The organism is Ruegeria sp. AG6 (assembly GCF_056541565.1).
The window spans coordinates 210,066-230,711 of sequence record NZ_JBQFYQ010000004.1; the positions used below are offsets into that span (position 1 = coordinate 210,066).

14 protein-coding genes and 1 pseudogene are annotated in these 20,646 nt (G+C 59.4%); 6 read left to right on the top strand and 9 right to left on the bottom strand.

The window, feature by feature from the left end:
* Positions 1-20: 20 nt before the first annotated feature.
* The 3 genes from ACR0I0_RS11715 to ACR0I0_RS11725 form a co-directional block, all read right to left on the bottom strand.
* Positions 21-1,184: a benzoate/H(+) symporter BenE family transporter gene (locus ACR0I0_RS11715; RefSeq protein WP_480486942.1), complete on the bottom strand. Its 1,164-nt coding sequence runs from the start codon at positions 1,182-1,184 to the stop codon at positions 21-23.
* Between the two features lie 138 nt (positions 1,185-1,322).
* The gene (locus ACR0I0_RS11720; protein ID WP_480491533.1) at positions 1,323-4,484 is read right to left on the bottom strand and encodes a valine--tRNA ligase; all 3,162 of its coding nucleotides are present in this window, start codon (positions 4,482-4,484) and stop codon (positions 1,323-1,325) included.
* A 79-nt stretch (positions 4,485-4,563) separates the two neighbouring features.
* A complete protein-coding gene (locus tag ACR0I0_RS11725) occupies positions 4,564-5,292 on the bottom strand; it encodes a dienelactone hydrolase family protein (RefSeq protein WP_480486946.1) in 729 nt (242 codons plus the stop codon).
* Between the two features lie 113 nt (positions 5,293-5,405).
* On the opposite strand from ACR0I0_RS11725, the gene ACR0I0_RS11730 reads away from it, so the two are divergent.
* Both ACR0I0_RS11730 and ACR0I0_RS11735 read left to right on the top strand, forming a co-directional pair.
* Positions 5,406-7,697: a xanthine dehydrogenase family protein molybdopterin-binding subunit gene (locus tag ACR0I0_RS11730; protein ID WP_480491535.1), complete on the top strand. Its 2,292-nt coding sequence runs from the start codon at positions 5,406-5,408 to the stop codon at positions 7,695-7,697.
* Positions 7,675-8,751, top strand: a complete 1,077-nt coding sequence (locus tag ACR0I0_RS11735; RefSeq protein ID WP_171724407.1) for a DUF2235 domain-containing protein — start codon at positions 7,675-7,677, stop codon at positions 8,749-8,751. Before ACR0I0_RS11730 ends, ACR0I0_RS11735 begins: the two co-directional genes overlap by 23 nt.
* A 313-nt stretch (positions 8,752-9,064) precedes the next feature.
* Here the strand turns inward: ACR0I0_RS11735 and ACR0I0_RS11740 are convergent, their stop codons facing one another.
* The gene (locus ACR0I0_RS11740; protein ID WP_480491537.1) at positions 9,065-10,087 is read right to left on the bottom strand and encodes an alpha/beta hydrolase; all 1,023 of its coding nucleotides are present in this window, start codon (positions 10,085-10,087) and stop codon (positions 9,065-9,067) included.
* 240 nt (positions 10,088-10,327) lie between these two features.
* Positions 10,328-11,572, bottom strand: coding sequence for an alpha/beta hydrolase (locus tag ACR0I0_RS11745; protein WP_480491539.1), 1,245 nt, complete (start codon positions 11,570-11,572; stop codon positions 10,328-10,330).
* Between the two features lie 73 nt (positions 11,573-11,645).
* Between ACR0I0_RS11745 and ACR0I0_RS11750 the strand changes: the two genes are divergently transcribed.
* Positions 11,646-12,278 (top strand): tyrosine-type recombinase/integrase, encoded by a 633-nt coding sequence (locus ACR0I0_RS11750; protein WP_480491541.1) that lies wholly within the window; start codon positions 11,646-11,648, stop codon positions 12,276-12,278.
* Positions 12,279-13,711: 1,433 nt separating this feature from the next.
* Here ACR0I0_RS11750 and ACR0I0_RS11755 read toward each other — a convergent pair.
* Positions 13,712-14,846, bottom strand: a pseudogene (locus tag ACR0I0_RS11755) (IS3 family transposase).
* Positions 14,847-15,111: 265 nt separating this feature from the next.
* On the bottom strand, positions 15,112-15,687 hold the full coding sequence (locus tag ACR0I0_RS11760; RefSeq protein WP_152457300.1) for a GcrA family cell cycle regulator: 576 nt from the start codon (positions 15,685-15,687) through the stop codon (positions 15,112-15,114).
* A gap of 126 nt (positions 15,688-15,813) precedes the next feature.
* On the opposite strand from ACR0I0_RS11760, the gene ACR0I0_RS11765 reads away from it, so the two are divergent.
* Positions 15,814-16,617, top strand: a complete 804-nt coding sequence (locus tag ACR0I0_RS11765; RefSeq protein ID WP_171638216.1) for an ABC transporter permease — start codon at positions 15,814-15,816, stop codon at positions 16,615-16,617.
* A gap of 81 nt (positions 16,618-16,698) precedes the next feature.
* Here ACR0I0_RS11765 and ACR0I0_RS11770 read toward each other — a convergent pair whose 3' ends face one another.
* Positions 16,699-17,583, bottom strand: a complete 885-nt coding sequence (locus ACR0I0_RS11770; protein ID WP_171724521.1) for a DMT family transporter — start codon at positions 17,581-17,583, stop codon at positions 16,699-16,701.
* 273 nt (positions 17,584-17,856) lie between these two features.
* Between ACR0I0_RS11770 and ACR0I0_RS11775 the strand changes: the two genes are divergently transcribed.
* Together ACR0I0_RS11775 and argF are read left to right on the top strand one after the other, a co-directional pair.
* Positions 17,857-19,044, top strand: a complete 1,188-nt coding sequence (locus tag ACR0I0_RS11775) for an aspartate aminotransferase family protein (RefSeq protein WP_209546957.1) — start codon at positions 17,857-17,859, stop codon at positions 19,042-19,044.
* A gap of 76 nt (positions 19,045-19,120) precedes the next feature.
* Complete coding sequence (gene argF, locus ACR0I0_RS11780) at positions 19,121-20,047, top strand: ornithine carbamoyltransferase (RefSeq protein WP_171724400.1); 927 nt, start codon at positions 19,121-19,123, stop codon at positions 20,045-20,047.
* Here argF and ACR0I0_RS11785 read toward each other — a convergent pair.
* Complete coding sequence (locus ACR0I0_RS11785; protein WP_371732299.1) at positions 20,044-20,640, bottom strand: ferric reductase-like transmembrane domain-containing protein; 597 nt, start codon at positions 20,638-20,640, stop codon at positions 20,044-20,046. The genes argF and ACR0I0_RS11785 overlap by 4 nt on opposite strands.
* Between the last annotated feature and the right edge of the window lie 6 nt (positions 20,641-20,646).

The window sequence follows — 20,646 nt, forward strand, 5'->3', positions numbered from 1 at the left end:
GAAGTGCGGTTTGAACCCGTTTACCGAAAGCGTTGTTTCACAAGATAGGCCATCCCGCCTGCCAGCAAGCCCCAGACGGCCGCACCAAGTCCAAACGCGGTAATGCCGGATGCAGTGATGGCAAAGGTCAGGATGGCCGCCTCGCGCTCGGCCGGAACTTCCAGCGCGGCGGATGTGGCATTGGCCATCACCCCGATCAGCGCAACACCGGTCAGCGTGCCCATCAACAGTGGATCGGCATGAATGGCGAACCCGGTAATCGCCACGGCGAACACCCCGAACAGGCAATAGAACAACCCACCCATCACGGCAGACCAATAGCGTTGCGCGGGGTCGGGGTGGCTGTCCTCGTTCGCGCACATCGCAGCGGTGATCGCCGCAAGGCAGGTGGCGGGGGCACCGAACGGAGAAGACAAGATGCTGGAAATACCCACGGACGAGAACAGCTTGCCGGTCTGCGGCGCATAGCCAAAGCTGCGGATCACCGCGATGCCGGGGATGTTCTGGGTCGCCATCGTGACGATGAACAGCGGCACGGCAATCCCGATGACCGAAGCCGCAGAGAAGCTGGGCGTGGTCCAGACCGGAGCCGCGATCCATTGCGTCGGCGTCAGCGACGCGTCCCCGGCGTTCAGAACGACGACGGCTGCCGCTGCTACGACCGCAGCCGGAACGGCAAACAGGCGGTTGATCCGGCCGGCGATGAACCATGTCAGAATTACCGGCAAGGCTTGCCATGGCAGGTCAACCGCTGCCTGAAAGGGCAATATGCAAAGCGGCAGCAACACGCCCCCCAACATGGCCTGCGCCAGGGTCGTCGGTATCGCCGCAGCCATTCGCCCCAATGGTCGCCACAGCCCGGCCAACACGGTCAAAGCCCCTGCACAAAGGAACGCGCCTGTCGCTTCGGCAAACCCCAGTGCAGGTGTGGCGGAAACCGCCAGCAGGGCCGCACCCGGCGTGGACCAGGCCACGCTGATCGGCTGTCGGTACCACAGGCTCAGCACGATGGCGGTCAGGCCCATGGCGATCGCCGCCATCATCAATCCGGACGCCGCCTGCGCCGGGGACGCGCCCATCGCCGCCAACCCTTGTAATACAATCGGGAAAGAGCTGAAAAAGCCGACGATTGCCACAACCAGCCCGGTCGAGACTGTCTGGAACGGTGGGGCTTTGTGCGTCATGACGGCCTCGGGGAAATGTGTTCGCTGATTGCTAACAAGCAGGGGCAGGGTCGGGCAAGGTCTGAACGTGCAAAAGAAAACCCCGCCGTTGTGGTCGCGGCGGGGTTCCGGATTTGAGTATTTGGGAAAAGATGAAGATCAGGCGATTTCGGTCAGTCGGGCCAGCGCCTCGTTCAGTTTCGCTTCTTCCTCTTCGCGGGCGGCGAGGTTGGCTTTGGCCTCTTCCACGACCTCTGCAGGGGCCGAGGCCACGAATTTCGGGTTGTTCAGACGCCCGCGCAGGCCACCAAGTTCCTTGGCCAGCTTGCCCTTGGCCTTTTCCAGCCGTTCCTTTTCCGCTCCGATGTCGATGATATCCGCCAGCGGCAGGCCAAAGGACGCTCCGGGCGCCGCGATAGAGATGGTGCCCTTGGGCAGCGTGTCGGCTTTGGTCAGGCTGTCGATCCGGGCCAGTCGCTTGATCAGCGCCTCGTTCCGGTCCCAGGCGGCCTGGCCGTGGGCGTCGATCTCGGTCACCAGCATCGGCACGTACAGACCGGCCGGAACGCGCATCTGGGCGCGGGCCGAACGGGTGTTCTCGATCACCGAGATCACCCAGTTCATTTCGCGATCCGCGGCGGCATCAACCAGTTCGGCGGCGGCATAGGTCGGCCAGTCGGCATGCACCAGCATCTTGGCGCGGGTGCCGGTCAGGCCCCACAGCTCCTCGGTGATGAATGGCATGATCGGGTGCAGCAGGACCAGGCACTGATCCAGAACCCAGCGCATGGTGGCGCGGGTTTCAGCCTGGGCCTCGGCGTCATCGCCTTGCAGCAGAGGTTTGGACAGTTCCACATACCAGTCACAGACCTTGCCCCAGACAAAGGCATAAAGCCCGTTGGCTGCATCGTTGAAGCGATAGCTATCCAGCGCCGCGTCGACCTCTTCGCGCACGCGGGCAGTTTCACCGATGATCCAGCGGTTCACGGCGGCTTTGGGCTTCAGATCAGCCACATCCAATTGCGGCACGGCGTCGGTGAAAACCTCGTTCATCTCGGCAAAGCGGACGGCGTTCCACAGCTTGGTGCCAAAGTTGCGATAACCAGTGATGCGTTCGCGGGACAGTTTCAGCACCCCGCCAATCGCCGCCATCGACGCGTTGGTAAAGCGCAGCGCGTCGGCACCGAACTCGTCCACAATCTCCAGCGGGTCGATGACGTTGCCGGTGGTCTTGGACATCTTCTTGCCCTTCTCGTCGCGGACGAGCTGGTGCAGATAGACGGTGTGGAACGGGATCTGATCGACCACGGCCAGCTGCATCATCATCATCCGGGCGACCCAGAAGAACAGGATGTCGAAACCGGTGATCAGGACATCGGTCGGGAAGTAGCGCTGCAACTCTTCGGTCTGTTCGGGCCAGCCCAGCGTGCCGATGGGCCACAGGCCAGAGGAGAACCACGTGTCCAGCACGTCAGGGTCGCGCCACACCGGGTAAACCAGCTTGGTCGGATCCTGTTCAACGGCGTACTGCGCCAGGCTTTCGGCGAACCGATGGATCGCCTCCTGCTTGTCGGCGACTTCGATCACGGTCGCGTGGCTCAGAGGGCTGGGAATGTCCGCATTGTCGTCCAGGAACTTTTCGGTAACGGCATCGAAACTCGCGGCACATTCCATGACATTGCCACGGTGCAGCATGCCGCCTTCGTTCAGCAAACGACCCAATTCAACCAGATCAAGGTCGCCATCATTCTCGTCGTCAATGAAGTCTTCTGCGGACAGGTCTAGACCATACCAAACCGGAATCTGATGCCCCCACCACAGTTGGCGGCTGATGCACCAGGGTTCGATATTTTCCAGCCAGTGGTAGTAGGTCTTCTCGCCCGACTCGGGGATGATCTTGACCGTGCCGTCCTTGACCGCGTCCAGCGCAGGGCCGACGACCTTGGCGGCATCGACGAACCACTGATCGGTGAACATCGGCTCGATCACCACCTTCGACCGGTCGCCGAAGGGCTGCATGATCGGTTTGCTTTCGACCAGCGGCACCAGTGTGTCGGCGCCTTCCTGATCCGGCTTCAATGCGGTCGATCCCAGGCGCGGATCATCCGCGCGGGTCATCACGGCCAGACCATCAGCCGTGATCTCTTCAACCACCTTGGCCCGCGCTTCGAACCGGTCGAGGCCACGCAGATGATCCGGCACCAGATTGATCGCGTCGATTTCGTTCTCAGTAAACGCGCGCCCACGCGCATAGTCCTGCGCCTTGCCTGCCTCTTCGGCATAAGGGGCCCCATCGGCCCGCATCGCGCCCTTGGTGTCCATCAGGCGGTACATCGGAATGCCGCCGCGCTTGGCGACCATGTTGTCATTGAAGTCATGTGCGCCGGTGATCTTCACCGCGCCCGAGCCGAAATCGGGGTCGGGGTAGTCGTCGGTGATGATCGGGATCTGGCGGCGATGCTCTTTCGGACCAACCGGGATTTCGCACAGCTTGCCGACAATCGGCGCATAGCGTTCGTCCGAGGGGTGCACCGCGACCGCGCCGTCGCCCAGCATGGTTTCGGGGCGGGTCGTGGCGATGGAAATGTAATCCCGCTCTTCCTCAAGGATGACGTTCCCGTCCTCGTCTTTTTCAACGTAAGTGTACGTCTCACCCCCGGCCAGCGGGTACTTGAAGTGCCACATGTGGCCGGCGACCTCGATATTCTCGACCTCGAGGTCCGAGATCGCGGTTTCGAAATGCGGATCCCAGTTGACCAGCCGCTTGCCGCGGTAGATCAGGCCCTTGTCGTACATGTCGACAAAAACCTTGATGACCGCGTCGTGGAAGTTGGGGCTGTTTTCATGGCCCGTGCGCGGGTCGCCCGCTGCACCGGCCATGGTAAAGGCGTTGCGCGACCAGTCGCAGGAGGAGCCGAGGCGTTTCAGCTGCTCGATGATGGTGCCGCCGTATTCACCCTTCCATTCCCAGACTTTCTCCAGAAACTTTTCGCGGCCCAATTCGTTGCGGCTGGGTTGTTGGGTGGCGGCCAGCATCTTTTCGACCTGCATCTGGGTTGCGATGCCGGCGTGGTCCTGGCCGGGCTGCCACAACGTGTCAAAGCCACGCATGCGGTGCCAACGGATCAGGATGTCCTGTAGGGTGTTGTTGAACGCATGGCCCACATGCAGAGCACCGGTCACGTTCGGCGGCGGGATCATGATGCAAAAGCTCTCGTCGCGCGAACGGTTCGCGCCTGCCTTGAAGGCTCCGGCCTGTTCCCAGGCATTGTAGATCCGGGCCTCGGCCTCGGCCGCGTTGAATGTCTTTTCCATCGCCATGGGATGCGTCCTGCGTCAACAAGTTCGGGTCAGCGCCTGCAATAGCGAATGCGCGCGGCAAGGGGAAGGCCTAGTGCGCCTAAGCCACGCCAAAGCGTGCTTTGAAATAGGCGTCAACGCGTTGATAGGCGGGTTCATGGAAATCCAGCGTCAGCAGCGAATGATCCTTGCCGGGATATTCGACGGTTTCCAGCAGATTGCCGAATGCCTGTTCAAGCGCCTGCATCAGTTTCTTTGGTGCAAGCTTGTCTTCGGAGTACCGCATCGCCAGACCGGGGCCTTTCGCGGCCATACCCGCAGAGGCCGCGCCGATGTCTTCAGCGCTCATGTGCAGATGGCGACCCCCGAGGATCGGCAGCGCAGGTTGGCTGGCTACCCCGCCCAGAACGGCGTCTTCGGCCATGAGGGTCAGGGCGAAACTGCCGGTCAGGCACATGCCGATGACGCCCACACCGGCGCTGTTTTCGCGTTGCTTGATCTCACGGGTCAGGGCGCGCATCCATCCTGCAATGGGGCTCTGCTTGCCACGGGCGAAAATGTTGAACTCGCGCCGCACGCAGAACAACCGGGCCATGTTTTTGGCCATTTCAACCTTGCCATATGTTCCAAACAAATGAGGCAGGTAGACGCGAAAGCCGGATGCGTTGAGCTTGGCGGACAACGCCAGCGTTTCGGGCCCGATCCCTGGCAGTTCCTGAAGGATCAGGATCGGTGGGCCTTCGCCGCCGACATAAACGTCATGTGTGGTCGACTGCCCGCTGGTCATCGGGGCAGAGAAGGGAAAAACGGTATCATGCGTCCAGCTCATGGCCCAAGGCTAGCCGAACATCCTTTGCGCGCAAACGAATTTCAGTGAACTCCGCTGGACATCGCCTGGTCGCGGGCTAGGCTCGCCCCTGAGACCGCGCAGGAGGGCCACCCATGGAAAAGTTCGGCAGAAGCCAGCCGGTGAAACGGACCGAGGATCAACGGTTCCTGACCGGGCAGGGGCGTTACATGGATGATGCGGTGCCCGGGAACGCTTTGTTTGCCGCATTCTTCCGCAGCCCGGTGGCGCATGGTGACATCACGTCTCTGGATGTCGAGGCCGCACGGGCTGCCGACGGCGTTCGGCTGGTCATGACGCTGGACGATCTGGCAGCTTCGGGCATCGACACGGTGCTAAACGCTGCCGTTTTACAAAACCGCGATGGATCGAAGGCCGCTGCGCCCGATCGGCACATGCTGGCCAGGGATCGCGTGCGTTTCGTGGGCGAGCCGGTGGCGGTTGTTATCGCGGATACGCTGGCACAAGCGCAGGACGCGGTCGAGTTGATTTGGATGGACACGGAAGAGCGCCCTGCCAAGCTGGACGTGAAGGCAGGCGGTGAGATCCTGCACGCGGAAGCGCCCGAGAACCGTGCTTTCGATTGGGGGCTGGGCGACGAAACCGCGACCCAGGCTGCCTTTCAGGCGGCCGCGCATACGGTGTCGCTGAACGTCGCCGACAACAGGGTCATCATTAGTTCGCTGGAGCCGCGCGGATGTCAGGCGAACTGGTCCGAGGGGCGCCTGCATTTCTCTTACGGAGGTCAGGGCGTTTGGGCGATGAAGGCCCAACTGGCGCAAAAACTGAAACTGGATGCGGACAACATACGCGTCACGACCCCGGATGTGGGTGGTGGTTTCGGTATGAAAGTGATGCCATACCCCGAATATTTCTGCGTTTCCGTGGCGGCGATGAAGCTGGGTCAGCCGGTGCACTGGATGTCCGACCGGTCCGAGGCGATGCTTTCCGATCACCATGGCCGCGACCTGACCTCGCTGGCCGAGCTGGCCTTCGACGCCGATCACAAGATCACCGCCTACCGCGTCCACAGCAAGGTGAACCTTGGCGCATACAACAGCCACTTCGGTCAGGCGATCCAGACCAGCCTGTTCAGCAAAGTGCTGATGGGTGTCTATGACGTCCAGACCACCTATTTGCGGGTCGAAGGCTTTTATACGAACACGACGCAGGTGGATGCGTATCGCGGTGCGGGCCGCCCCGAGGCGATTTACGTGCTTGAACGCGCGATGGACCGCGCCGCGCGCGAACTGGGCGTTGACCCGTGGGAACTGCGGCGCAGGAATTTCATCCGCTCCGCCGATTTCCCCTACACCACTTCCACTGGCGAAACTTATGATGTCGGCGATTTCGACATGGTCCTCACCCGTGCGGCCGACCAGACCACCGGGTTCGAGGCCCGAAAAGCTGCGGATGCCGAACGCGGTCTGATCCGGGGGCAGGGTCTCTGTTACTATATCGAAAGCATTTTGGGGGACCCTTCCGAAAACGCGAAGGTCGCGTTTTGCGAGGATGGAACGGTGAATCTTTACGTCGGCACACAATCGAACGGGCAGGGGCATGAGACGGTCTACGCCCAGTTCCTGTCAGATCAGACGGGTATCCCCATGGACAAGATCACCGTCATTCAGGGCGATACCGACCGGCTTGCCCATGGCGGCGGCACTGGCGGGTCCCGCTCGGTCACGGTGCAAAGCACGGCCACCCTGGCCACGATTGACAAGATGATCGCCGCATTCACGCCTTATCTAGCCGATAAGATGGGGGTCGAGGACAGTGATGTGCATTTTGACCACGAGACATTCCGAGCGCCGGGCTCCAACCTGACGCCGACCCTGACCGAAGCTGCCGAGATGGCGCGTGCCGATGGTCGAACGGATCTGCTGCAACATGAGGCCCGCGCAAACCTGGATGCGCGCAGCTATCCGAACGGCGCGCATGTTGCCGAAGTCGTGATCGATTCTTGCACCGGCGAAACCTGGGTGGACCGGTACACCGTGGTTGACGATTTTGGTAATCTTATTAATCCGTTGCTGGCAGAAGGGCAGGTGCATGGCGGGGTGGTGCAGGGTATCGGCCAGGCGCTGACGGAACATGTCGTGCACGATGCACATGGGCAACTGCTCACGGCTTCGTTTATGGATTACGCCTTGCCCCGTGCAACCGACATACCCATGATTAAGTTTACCTCGGCGCCGGTTCCGTCAACCTCGAACCCGATGGGGATGAAAGGGTGTGGCGAGGCTGGCACCGTGGGCGCGCTGGCCGCTGTGGCAAACGCGGTTCAGGATGCGCTCTGGGATCATGGGGTGCGGCAGGCGGACATGCCTTTCACACCTCACAAAGTATGGGAATTGCTGACGCATGAATCTGTCGCGGCTGAGTAGAAAGGTTCTGGGATGGCTCGGGCGCCCTTTGCGGTCCGAGCATTCCGCCGAGACGCGGCACCGCGAACCGATCAGCCATGTCATCATCCTTGATGGCACCATGTCCACTCTGGAACCGGGGTTTGAAACCCACGCCGGTCAGACATTTCGCCTGTGCTGCGAGATGGGCAGCAAGGTTTCGGTGTTCTACGAGGCAGGCGTGCAGTGGGAAAGCTGGAAGTCCTCGCTGGACGTGATGATGGGCAGGGGCATCAACCGCCAGATCCGTCGCGCCTATGGGTATTTGGCGTCCCGCTACAAGCCGGGCGACAAGATCTTTTTCATCGGTTATTCGCGCGGTGCCTATGGCGTGCGCAGTCTGGCCGGCGTGATCGACATGATCGGCCTGCTCAAGGCGGAACACGCCACTGAACGAAACATACTGCAAGCGTATCGCCACTATGAATGCAATCCAGAGGGCATCGCCGCCAGCGAATTCCGCCGACGTTTCTGCCACGAAGGGGTCGAGATCGAGATGGTCGGCGTCTGGGACACGGTCAAGGCGCTGGGTTTGCGTTTGCCGCTGCTGTGGCGTAGGGCCGAAGAGAAGCACGCCTTTCACAACCATCAGCTGGGCCCGGTCACCCGCCACGGGTATCACGCTTTGGCGCTGGATGAGACGCGCGAAGTGTTCGAACCAGTTCTGTGGACCTGCACGCCCGAGTTCAAGGGCCATGTGGAGCAGGTCTGGTTCCGCGGAACCCATGGCGACATAGGTGGCCAATTGAACGGCTACGAAGAGGCGCGGCCGCTGAGCAACATTTCCCTGATCTGGATGCTGGACAAGGCGGAATTGCACGGTCTGCCTTTGCCCGACGGCTGGCGCGATCGGTTTCCCATTGATCCCCATGCGCCGTCGGTTGGCACATGGCGCGGCTGGGGCAAGATTTTCCTGCTGCGAAAGCATCGCAAGGTCGGGCAGGACCCGTCAGAACGCCTGCATGTTTCAGTTTCGCCGGACGAACTGCCCGGATGGGTCGCGATGCCGAACCTGCCGACACATCCCGCGCAGTGAAAGGCTACAATGTGCCGGTGACTCCAAGATCACCGGCACTTCACTGTCAGGTTCGAGCCCAACTTGTAAATTCGAATTTCTTGGTACGCGCGCACGCAGCACCAGAAATGCTGCATGCGTGTGAATTTCGGTGCCGCCGCGCAGCGGAAGGACCAGTCATTCATGTTGACCGCAGCGAGGAACAGACGCCGAATTCACCAGGAGCGGGACTTTGCTGCCGTTCTCGTCATTCACTCGTTTGCGGAAATCCGAAATTGCTGAAGTTCGTCTGAACTCGTGAATGCTTTCGGTTTTTGTAGATGCCCGGGGACCCTTACTTTGAACCCAAGTGCACATCAAGGAATGATATGATCCGGTCTCCCAAAGACATTCGAGTGCCATCGTCACCCAGCGAAACAGCATTGTGCGGATAAAAATGGGCAAATCCCGGAACCCATGACAGCGAGTATTCCACACCGGCTTCTCTCAAAAGCGACACAACTCCCGGCAGGTCACTTAACTGCGTGTGTTCGTCGAATTGAGAGTACGCCAGTAGTGTGGGTGGCAAATCAGGGTGGTCCATCACTGCTTCATGCTCGAAGAGAATGTTCGGCCCGGACAGCGGAAAAATCGCGGCAAGTGGGGCGTCCATACCAATTCCGACGTTGAGTGTAATTCCGCCACCGGCCGAATGCCCGCCCATTGCAATGCGCTCAGGATCGATATTGAAGCGCTCCGCGTTCTCAATGACAAATTCGAGGGCGAGGTTGGCATCTTCCGCACCAGCCAGCCCGGCTTTCCACAGATAAAGCCTGTCTTCGGGGCTGTTCTCTAGCCGTGGCAATCCCATTGCATTCCGAGCCCGAACTGTCGCCTCAAACACCTGCGGCGTGATGTAGGCGTCAACATCGGCAATCAGGTTCCCTTCCCCCGGCGCTAAAGCAGGCTCAGGGTATTCGGTGGCAAGCCGATACTCGATAACAAAAACAACGTAGCCAAGCGGCGCAAGCAACCGCGCATAATCTTCCGGGCGCGAGTGCACAGCGGCCTCTAGCCGAAAGGGTTCTATACGTCTTCCACCGCGGTGATGCGCGCCACCATGCACGTATATTACCGCCGGATGCGGGCCGTCTGAAACTGACGCAGCCTTGGTGTAGTCCGCGTTGGCAGCAGAGGGTGAATAGACGTCCATCCGCAGTTCCCGCTCTGTCTTAATACCATCAGGCGCGATTTTTCCTGTCCCGTAAACAACGTCGAGCTCAGTTTCGTATCCAAACACCTGATCAGCGTTGCCAGATTTGGCGGCTGAAAAAAGCAGCAAAGCGGCTACAGACAGCCAGACGCTTTTACGGATCATTGAATCCTCCAATCGAAAGTAAAGTGTGCTGGTTCGCAACGCTGTCGGCACTTCTGAATGAAGTGGTCGTCGGTATTTTGCCTCTGATTTGTCAAAGCGTCGAAATAGTTATGAAGATTGAAGCAAATAACCGTCGCAAAGTGCTCTACTGCCTGAAGAGCGTTGCAAAGTTCTCTTTGGTATGCGCTGTAAATACAGTGACTAGCAGAAACTGCCGAAGGCGAATGTGCAAGCCGCACTTCAGCGATCATCGGCAAAGGAGCGGTCAAGGAAGGCTGCAATCCGACCTTCTATCGACACACTCACCGCATCGCCGCCCAGACTGGCAGCACCAGCAGGGTAAAAATGGCCAAACCCGGGAACCCATGCGAACTCATAGTCAACGCCGACTTTTTCATAATGCTGGATGAGTTCAGGCACAGAGGATAGCGCGCCAGGAAGATCATATTGCCCCATAAACATCAAAGTCGGTGGTGTTACTGAGGTCGATGTCACGGTCTTTTTCACGTCAAAGCCCGCATCGGTTCCGGAAAGTAAAAAGACACCTGCAACGGGGACGCCCATGCCATAAGCGACGTTCCAGGACGTCACCGCGCCTGCTGAAAAACCTCCCAGAACGATACGGTTTGGATCGATCTGGTATGTCCCGGCTGCCTTGCGAATGTGTAAAACGGCTGTGCGCAGGTCTTCAGCGGCGGCGACTACGCCATCAACCATTGTCTTTTTTTGATCCGGAATCGCGAAATCTATCGGCGGCAGGTTCATCGTCCCCCGAATGTAATTGGCTTGAGGTAAAAGCGGTAACAGACTTTCAGGATCTATCCAGTCTTCTTGGTAGCCCTCGCCGGACAGCACCGGGCGTTCCGTTGTAAGCCGATAATCAATCGCAAAGCAGGTATAACCTCTCGCAGCAAATCGGCGGCAATAGTTGCCCATCGAGGTGTCCTGCGCACCTCCGGATTGAAATGTCAGACGTGGACTGCCGCGATGGAAAGCCCCGCCGAAAGTAAGGATCACAGCTGGCCGTGGCTCGGTAGCATTTTCGGCGGGATAGTAGACGTCCATCCACAGATCCCGCGATACTTGCGTCCCGTCCTTCGTCACGAGGCCCGCGCCGTAGATCACATCAGCCTCCAGAGTGTATGTCTCCGCTGGTGCCTCCTGCGCGAGCAGAGGAGCACCTCCCGGAGCAGGAAAAAGGAGTGCAGCGACCAAAGCCATCAAATTGAAGTTTCGCAATTTGCTCACTTGGCGCCTCGATCGAATGATAAATTGAACTGCCCGAAGCTTTTCACGCAGGTGCGTAAATTCGGACGGCGATCGCAAACACGCTAAATGAGGAGACCCGATCGCACAACTGGCAGGCAGAATAATTCGCTGGCTGCGAATGCAAAGTGTATAGATTAAGTAATTCTGCTTTGGGCTCTCTACTGCCCAATGCGTCTGCGGCGTTCGCCAATGAAACAGCAAGCTTATAACGGCCATTCAAACCACCAGCAAACTGAGGCGCCAGCGCTGTGCATAGTCAGGGTTTGGCGGGAGGATTGGAGGGCGCACAATGCCAAGAGTCCAACTTCCCGCTGTCACCCCGAAACGAAGAGCCTGGTACAAGGGCCGGATCATCGGCCAGAAACGGCCGCTTTGGCCGAAACAGGTCTGGGCGATCCGCGCGCGGCTCGATCTGGCGGGCAACCTGCGCGATCTTGCGCTGTTCAATGCGGCCATTGATAGCAAGCTTCGCGGATACGATTTGGTGAAACTGGCCGTCGCCGACCTGGTAAAGGATGATCGCGTTCGCGAACGCGTGTCCGTGATCCGGAGCAAAACCAAGCGGCCTGTTCAGTTTGAACTTTCTGAAAACACGCGGGATACCATTGCCGCATGGATCAAGTCACCGGAGATGCTCGGCTGCCATTTCATGTTTCCCAGCAGGTTTCATGACCGCCCGCATATCTCAACACGCCAATATGGCCGGCTTGTGAGGGATTGGGTGGCCGCGATTGGGCTGGAGCCCAGCGGATACGGCACCCATTCGCTGCGCCGGACCAAAGCAGCGGAAATCTACCGCAAAACCGGAAATCTCAGGGCAGTTCAACTCCTGCTCGGGCACACAAAGGTTGACAGCACTGTCAGATATCTTGGTGTCGAACTTGAAGATGCGTTGAGCATTGCCGAGCAAATCGACATTTGAACCATGTTGGCGGGCGGCACTTGCCGTTCGCCAATTCAGACCAGACCTACGGTCGCACCGCGGCAGTGGTTCGGTTCGAGCCCACTTTGACCGATGCTGATCGATGCCCCCATGACAGTAATGCGCAGAAATCTGACTTTGCAAAGATGCCGTTCATGCTTTTGCTCGCCTAACCAGACCGGCCCAGATAGCCGGAGGCCCATCTTGGAAGTGCGGCACTATAGATTGTTGGCCTATTTGAAAAAACTTAGGTACTGAGCAGTGTTGTGCTACGTCAGCCAACGTTAGTGCTAGGGGAATAAGGGCAGTACAAGCTCCAACAAATCAGACGATTTTGGACGAACTATTGGTCGATTAACATCATTGTCCGAGCGATAGCTGCCAGACAAGCTTCAGCGCTGTTTTCGTTTAACCGAAATAATGCACCCAGAGTGTTTTGGATGCCGTGCTGGTACATCCCGCGCCATTGCGTCCACGTTTCCGAGGTGCCGCAACGCTCCGTTGTTCAGCAACACACCACGCCCTGTATCGTAACGGCGCTGTCCAAATCCGCTGGCAACGCATTCCCAGTTTTCCTTTGCCGCTGCGTCGCGGAACCTGGGTAAGTCGTGCGGGTCATGCCGTCCAGGTGTTGCTGCGACATGATCGAGTTTCTTTGAATTGCTTTGGTGGGTCATATGGTGGGTAACTTGTGTTGTGCCAGTTGGCTGGACAGTACCGGTTGTCGGCCTTGGCTTTGGGCGCATAACTGTCACTACGCCTTGTGGTTTCGGATGTCCTGGGACGGCCATATGAGTTGCGGTAGGTTTTGGAGTCAACTGTGGAACCTGACCAGGAACCGCTGTGGGAACCTGATTGGGAGTCGCGGTTGGGACGAGCGGTGGCACAGCAGTTTGACCGTTAGGTTGAGGCGGAACCTGGCCTGGGACAGCTATCGGAACTTGATTGGGAGTTGCAGTCGGAACTTGCGGCGGCACAGCAGTCGGTCCGGTAGCCAACGGCGGAACCTGATTGGGAACGGCTGTCGGAACCCGGTTTGGTGTCGGGTTTGGCACTAATGGCGGAGCTAGTGTCGGCGCTACGATCGGCGTTGGCACCTGACCGGGTACCGCTACTGGTGCCGCGATAGGAACCTGACCGGGAATTGCGTTCGGGACCGCGCCCGGTGCAAGGACCGGCACTGTGACGGACGTGGGCGTTTGCGGCGTTCCTCGAGGTGGCAACTGATTTGCCACCGGCTGCGTTGGGCCGGTAATTTGATTGCCTGCCCCTTGCCCACCGGCCTGCCCGCATCCTTGGCTCGACTGGTGTGGGTTCCCTACGCCTCGGCACCATCCGTAGTGATTTCCGCGGGCAAAGACCTGAGTAGCGGCCAGTTCAGCAAACAAACAAGCTCAGGTGATCAGCCCCACTTGTGTGGTCCAAGTTGATTGTTAGTGCATGACCGGCCTTTGGTCCAATTGAACGATGGTTTCCGGGGCCGGCGGTTTATATCCCAGAGCACTGTGCGGGCGTTTTGTGTTGTAGTGTTTCCTCCATTCTTCGATCAAAATCTGCGCTTCTCTTAGACAGTAGAAGACTTCTCCATTCAGGAACTCATCTCTGAACCGCGCATTGGAACTTTCACAGTAACCGTTCTCCCATGGGCTGCCTGGCTCGATGTATGCGGTCTTTGCTCCAACTGCATTGATCCAGTCTTGCACCGCCACGGCAATGAACTCAGGGCCATTGTCGGAGCGAATGTAGCTTGGCACACCGCACATGATGAACAGGTCACTCAGCACGTCGATGACATCGCTGGAGTTCAGCTTGCGGTCCACACGGATCGCCAAGCACTCCCGGCTGTACTCATCGATGACGTTGAGCGTGCGGAATGCCTTTCCGTCATCCGTTCGACAATGCACGAAGTCATAGCTCCAGACATGGTTTCGATGCTCCGGCCGCAGCCGAACACACGATCCATCATTTAACCATTTAACCAGAGCCGTCCCTTCTTCGGTTGTTTCATTGGCACTTTCAGCCCCTCCCGACGCCAAAGCCTTTCGACACGCTTGTCATTCACCTGCCAGCCCGCATCTCTCAGCAAAGCCGCGATCCGGCGATAACCGTAGCGGCCATACTGGCGGGTCAATTCTATCATGTCCGCCACCAGGCGCTTCTCGTCAGCTCGACCTTTCGGCAGCTTTCGCTGTGTGGATCGGTGCTGTTTCAGGACGCGACACGCCCGGCGTTCTGAGACACGCAGTTTGTGGCGCACATGGTTGATGCAGGCACGGCGACGGGCGGGGCTCAGTAGTTTCCCTTGGCCGCCTCCGTCAGGATCAGTTTGTCCAGGGTAAGATCCGAGACGGCCTTTCGAAGACGCTCATTCTCTTTTTGAAGGCGCTTAAGTTCCTTCAATTGATCCGTACCGATTCCGCCGTACTTCTTCTTCCAGCGATAATAGGTCTGTTCAACAACACCAATCTGCCGGATCGCATCCAGACGGGACATGCCTTGCCCCATCAATATCTCAACCTGCCGTAACTTCGAGACAATCTCTTCCGGCTTCGGTCGCTTGTTCGCCATGTGGTTCCTCCGTTTTCATAACCATAACGGCGGACCACTTCAGAGGGGGAGGATCAGAAAGCGATGAGCCTACGGCAACTTTGTCCGCAAAGCTGACGCTGCGAACTAAAACACCCTCGCAGCATTCAGCGAGGGTGTTTTCTTTGTAAGAACCCGTTACGCCTTGCGTCGTTCTTGACTATGCAACGTCTCCGGTAGAGGCGTGGCGAAATGCCTGCGCCCTTTTCACGTTCCATAGACATGATTTAGGTTCTTGTGTTCGCAATTACCGCCGACGATCCCTGCGCGAGCTCATCGGCTGGAAGGCCACTCCCACATGCGCCTCGCAATAGGGTTTGCCCGCCTCAACCGGAAGGCCGCAGAACCAGAAATCCTCGGTCGCGGGGTCGCCCACGGGCCATTTGCATGTCTTCTCGGTCAATTCCATCAAAGTCAGCTTCTTGGCTTTCTTTTCAACCTCGTTGACCTTGGCCAGCGCCTCGGGGCTGATCTCATTGGCCGATGGCTGCGGTGGCAGCGGCTGACCGGCGGGGATGATCTGACGGCGGGCCGGAACGACCGGTTTCGCCTCGGCGGTCGGGGCCGGGGCCGGACGCGCCGGTTCGGTCTTGGGTGCAGGTTTGGGCTTGGCCTCGGCCTTGGGGGCGGGCGCCGGTTTTTCTTTCGGTTCCGCCTTGGCCGGGGATGCGCCTGCCGTCCGGTTCGACAGGCCCAGGCGGTGCACCTTGCCGATCACCGCATTGCGGGTCACGCCACCCAGTTCCTTGGCAATCTGGCTGGCCGACTGGCCTTCGCCCCACATCTTCTTCAGCAGTTCAACACGCTCGTCTGTCCAGGACATCGTTAGCCTTTCAAAAGCGGAAAGCGGCCCCGGATTCGGGCCGCCTTGGGAATTCGTCTCAGCCCCCTATTCTAAACACTGCTGCCCGAGTTACAAGCTGTCTTCGAATCAGCTTGAGGGCAAATCATGCAAAATCCCGCAGATCAGACCGCGCGTCGCTTCGGAGCAGTCAACTGGATGGGCCTGTACACGCTGGCGCAGCGCGAAACCCTGCGTTTTCTGGCCGTCTGGACGCAGACGGTTCTGGCACCTCTGGTTACGGCGGGGCTGTTCCTGTTGATCTTCACCATCGCCATCGGACCCAGCCGGCCCGATATCATGGGTGTGCCGTTTGTGATGTTTCTGGCACCGGGGATCATGATGATGACGGTGATCCAGAATGCCTTTGCCAATACCTCGTCCTCGATGGTGATCGCCAAGGTGCAGGGCAATATCGTCGATACTTTGATGCCGCCGCTGTCACCGCTCGAGATTCTGCTGGGTTACCTCGCGGGTGGTATTGCCCGAGGCGTGATGATCGCACTGGTGATCTCGATTGCGTTTTTGGTCTTGCTCTCCATTGCGCCTCAGCACCCCCTGATCGCGCTGACCTTTGTTGTTCTGGGTGGGGCATTCATGGGCGCGTTGGGCCTGTTTGCCGGTATCTTCGCCAACAAGTTCGACCAGATGGCAGCAATCACCAACTTTATCGTCACGCCGCTGGCCTTCCTGTCGGGCACGTTCTACTCGGTCGAGGCGCTGCCGCCCGTGCTGAACCGCCTGACCCACCTGAACCCGGTGTTCTATCTGATAGATGGTTTGCGCTACGGAATGATCGGAGTATCCGACAGCTCTCCGTGGCTGGGAATGGCGGTTTGTACGTTTGCAACACTCGTGATCGGAACCATCACCTGGCTGATGCTGCGCACCGGATATCGCCTCAAGGCTTAGGCTGGCCCAGCCATCGCGACCGGTTGCAAGGGCCGGGGCCGGGATGCAGGCGCACCCGTTTCCGCCGTGCAGGGCAGGCTCTCAGACGCGGCGCCGCACCGCTTCTCGCCAGACCAGGATCAGCCCACCGGCCAGAATGGTCGCAGACCCGATCAGACTGATCCAGTCGGGGATTACATCAAAGACCGCCAAGTCGTAAAGGGCGGCAAAGATCAGCGTGGCATAGCTGATCGGGGCCACAAAGGATGCATCCGCCCGCGCCATGCCGTTGACGAAACAGGCCTGCGCACAGGCCATCAGAACGCCGATCCCCACCAATGCCGCCCACTGCTGCGGGGTCGGCATCTGAAAGACGAAGCTGACGGCCAAAGTGGCGATCAGCAAACCCATCGCGTTATTGATCAGCAGGATCTGCATCGGTGGCTCGCGCCCGGACAATTTTTTGATGAAAATCAGCTCCATCCCGATCAGCGCAGCCGCCGCCAGCGCCAGAAGCGCGGCAGGCTGAAAGCTGGCGGGGGTCGGGCGCAGCAGGATCAACGCGCCCGTCAAGGCGACAGCCGCCGCCAGCCAGCGCCAAGGACCAACCCGCTCGTGCAGCAGAGGCATGGCCAGCACCATACCAAAGACAGGGTTCAGAAAGGATATGGCCGTCGCATCCGCCATCGGAATGAAGGCAACCGACGCGAACATCAATGTCACCCCCGCCCAGCCAAAACTGGTCCGCCCGACGTGAAGCCCCCAATGGGGCCGCACCAACCGGGGCCGCAAAGCTGCAACCGCCAGCACGATCGCCAGCAGGGCAAACAGAAACCGCCCGTGACTGATCTGCATGGCGTGCAAGGACGGGCCCAACGCATCCGTCCCGAGCGCCTTTGCCAGCAGCGTCGTCGCGGCGATAAAGGCGGTGGCGACAAAAATCAGCGCAGCGGCAAGCGGTGGATTGTGGTGCTTGGGTTGGAACATGGCCAAGCGGTGCGCCGTTGCACAGGCTTTGGCAAGGGCAAAATTCGATCCCTGCAAAATACTGGCTTCCCAACCTGTGCAAGCATCGCTATACGGTCGGCCATGATCAAACATGTGCATATCCAACTGCTCCGACGCCGACGCATCTTTGCGTAACCGGCCTGTTTGATCTCGTGTGCCCGACAAATCGGCACAGACCTCACCAAAATTGTTGACGAACAGGGCCTTCGTGTATCACTCACGAGGCTCATACTACCTGAAAAGGATGATCCCATGATCCCGTCCGTTCTGCCGACCTATAACCGTGCGCCCCTGACCTTCGTGAAGGGCGAAGGCGCCTGGCTGACCGAGGCGGATGGCCGACGTTTCCTGGACCTCGGCGCAGGGATCGCCGTGAACGCACTGGGCCATGCCCATCCGGCATTGGTGGCCGCGCTGACTGACCAGGCCCATGCGCTGTGGCATGTCTCGAACCTGTACAACATTCCTCAGCAACAGGCGTTGGCAGACAAGCTGGTGGAAAACAGTTTTGCCGATACGGTTTTCTTCACGAACTCCGGCACGGAATCCTGCGAACTGGCCGTAAAAATGGCCCGCAAGTATTTCTATGACAAGGATCAGCCCGAGCGGGTCGAGATCATCACTTTCGACGGTTCGTTCCACGGCCGGTCGTCAGCCGGCATCGCCGCTGCCGGGTCCGAGAAAATGACCAAGGGCTTCGGCCCGCTGCTGCCGGGTTTCGTGCATGTGGCCTTCGGCGATCTGGACGGCGTGACCGACGCCATCACCGACAGGACCGCCGCGATCCTGATCGAACCCATCCAAGGCGAGGGCGGTATTCGCCCGGTGCCGGACGCCGAACTTAAGGCGCTGCGCCAGATCTGCGACGACAACGGGCTGCTGCTGATCCTTGATGAAGTCCAGTGCGGCGTTGGCCGGACAGGCAAGCTCTTTGCCCATGAATGGGCTGGGATCACCCCTGATATCATGATGGTCGCCAAGGGCATCGGCGGCGGCTTCCCTCTGGGCGCAGTCCTGGCCACCGAAGACGCGGCCAGCGGCATGACAGCAGGCACCCATGGTTCGACCTATGGCGGCAACCCGCTGGGCTGCGCGGTGGGCTGCGCGGTGATCGATCATGTGGCAACACCCGCCTTTTTGGAAAGCGTCAACCGCAAGGCGGGCCTGCTGCGCCAAAAGCTCGAAGCCCTGATCGCAGATCACCCCGACGTGTTCGAAGAGGTGCGCGGATCAGGCCTGATGCTCGGCCTCAAGTGCAAGCCTGCCAATATCGACGTGGTCAATGCAGGTTATGACAACCTCGTCATCACCGTTCCCGCCGCCGACAACGTGATCCGCCTGTTGCCGCCTCTCACTCTGACCGAGGACGATATCGCTCAGGCCATGATCCGCCTCGACAAGGCGGCCCGGCAGATCGAGACCCAACTCCAAACCGCCTGATTTTCATCTTTTCCCAAATACTCCGGGGGTCCGGGGGCAGCGCCCCCGGCAACCGACAGCCAGGAAACGAACCGACATGAACCATTTTCTCGACATCCACAAAACCGATGCTACCGCGCTTCGGTCCATGATCGATCAGGCGGGCGCGATGAAACAGGCGCGTCTGGGCCGTCCCAAGGCCGCCCCTGATGACGAACAACCGCTGAAAGACCGCATGGTCGCGCTGATCTTCGAAAAGCCCTCGACCCGGACGCGCGTGTCCTTTGATGTGGGCGTGCGCCAGATGGGCGGCCAGACCATGGTGCTGTCGGGCAAGGACATGCAGCTGGGTCACGGCGAAACCATTGCCGATACTGCCCGCGTGCTGTCGCGCTACGTCGACATGATCATGATCCGCACCTTTGATGAAACCATCCTGACAGAAATGGCCGAATATTCCGACGTGCCTGTCATCAACGGTCTGACCGACCGCACCCATCCCTGCCAGATCATGGCCGATGTTTTGACGTTCGAGGAACACCGTGGCCCTATCGCGGGCAAGAAAGTGGTCTGGACCGGCGACGGCAACAATGTCTGCGCTTCCTTCCTGCACGCCGCCGGTCAATTCGGATTCGATCTGACCTTCACCGGCCCCGCTCAGCTTGACCCGGAAGAGGAGTTCATGGGGTTTGCCCGCCAGAAAGGTTCGAAAATCGTGATCGAAAGGGATCCGCACAAAGCGGTGGAAGGCGCGGACCTCGTCGTCGCGGACACCTGGGTTTCGATGCATGATTCCCAGTCGGCCAAAGAGCGCCGCCACAACATGCTGCGTCCATATCAGGTCAATGCTGAACTCATGTCGCATGCCAAACCGGATGCGCTGTTCATGCATTGCCTGCCGGCCCACCGCGAGGAAGAAGCGACCTCCGAGGTCATGGACGGCCCGAACTCGGTCATTTTTGATGAGGCCGAAAACCGTCTGCATGCACAAAAGGCGGTGATGCGCTGGTGCCTGGGCGTCTAAGGGCGTCGACGGATATCCCACACTTTCAATTTGGCGAGCGTGCTTGCGCTCGCCAAGAGGACCAGTGCGCAAAGCGCTGTTTTGGTTACGATCTCCATCGTGCCTTCGATCAGCATGGCGTGAACAAGGCTGCCGACAATCGTCACCCCGGCCAGTGCGGTGTGGCTCAGCCGCCAAAAACGAAAACGCAGGCGCAGACGTTTGCGGAAGACCCCTAACAGGGCCACCCCGAAAGCGGTCCACATGGCAATGACACCCCAGGCCGAGAACGGCGTTGGCGATGCGAACAACAATGCATCCACCACATCCGGCGGGCTGGTAAGCCACAACCCCGCGACATGGACAACAATCGCCAGCACAAGGGTCAGGCCGATCCAGCGGTGAATGTGGCGGCTCATCACTGCGGACAGGCCCGGAAGGTATCTTCCGGCCAGAAGCGGTTGCAGCAGCAGCAGGCCCAAGCTCAGAATTCCGGCAAACCCGGCGAGGATATAGGCTGGATCGCGCCAGGCAAGATACGGGCTGCCTGCCGCAGCGATCAGGGGAACGGCAAGGGCGGCGATCAGGGTCGCCCAAATGGCACCGGTTCGGATCACCGG

Bases quoted from the DNA above. Each gene is read 5' to 3' on its own strand.
- ACR0I0_RS11740 (WP_480491537.1), bottom strand. From the start codon at position 10,087: ATGATCCGTAAAAGCGTCTGGCTGTCTGTAGCCGCTTTGCTGCTTTTT.
- argF (WP_171724400.1), top strand. From the start codon at position 19,121: ATGAACCATTTTCTCGACATCCACAAAACCGATGCTACCGCGCTTCGG.
- ACR0I0_RS11720 (WP_480491533.1), bottom strand. From the start codon at position 4,484: ATGGCGATGGAAAAGACATTCAACGCGGCCGAGGCCGAGGCCCGGATC.
- ACR0I0_RS11775 (WP_209546957.1), top strand. From the start codon at position 17,857: ATGATCCCGTCCGTTCTGCCGACCTATAACCGTGCGCCCCTGACCTTC.
- ACR0I0_RS11750 (WP_480491541.1), top strand. From the start codon at position 11,646: ATGCCAAGAGTCCAACTTCCCGCTGTCACCCCGAAACGAAGAGCCTGG.
- ACR0I0_RS11765 (WP_171638216.1), top strand. From the start codon at position 15,814: ATGCAAAATCCCGCAGATCAGACCGCGCGTCGCTTCGGAGCAGTCAAC.
- ACR0I0_RS11770 (WP_171724521.1), bottom strand. From the start codon at position 17,583: ATGTTCCAACCCAAGCACCACAATCCACCGCTTGCCGCTGCGCTGATT.
- ACR0I0_RS11730 (WP_480491535.1), top strand. From the start codon at position 5,406: ATGGAAAAGTTCGGCAGAAGCCAGCCGGTGAAACGGACCGAGGATCAA.
- ACR0I0_RS11725 (WP_480486946.1), bottom strand. From the start codon at position 5,292: ATGAGCTGGACGCATGATACCGTTTTTCCCTTCTCTGCCCCGATGACC.
- ACR0I0_RS11735 (WP_171724407.1), top strand. From the start codon at position 7,675: ATGAATCTGTCGCGGCTGAGTAGAAAGGTTCTGGGATGGCTCGGGCGC.
- ACR0I0_RS11745 (WP_480491539.1), bottom strand. From the start codon at position 11,572: ATGGCCGTTATAAGCTTGCTGTTTCATTGGCGAACGCCGCAGACGCAT.
- ACR0I0_RS11760 (WP_152457300.1), bottom strand. From the start codon at position 15,687: ATGTCCTGGACAGACGAGCGTGTTGAACTGCTGAAGAAGATGTGGGGC.
- ACR0I0_RS11715 (WP_480486942.1), bottom strand. From the start codon at position 1,184: ATGACGCACAAAGCCCCACCGTTCCAGACAGTCTCGACCGGGCTGGTT.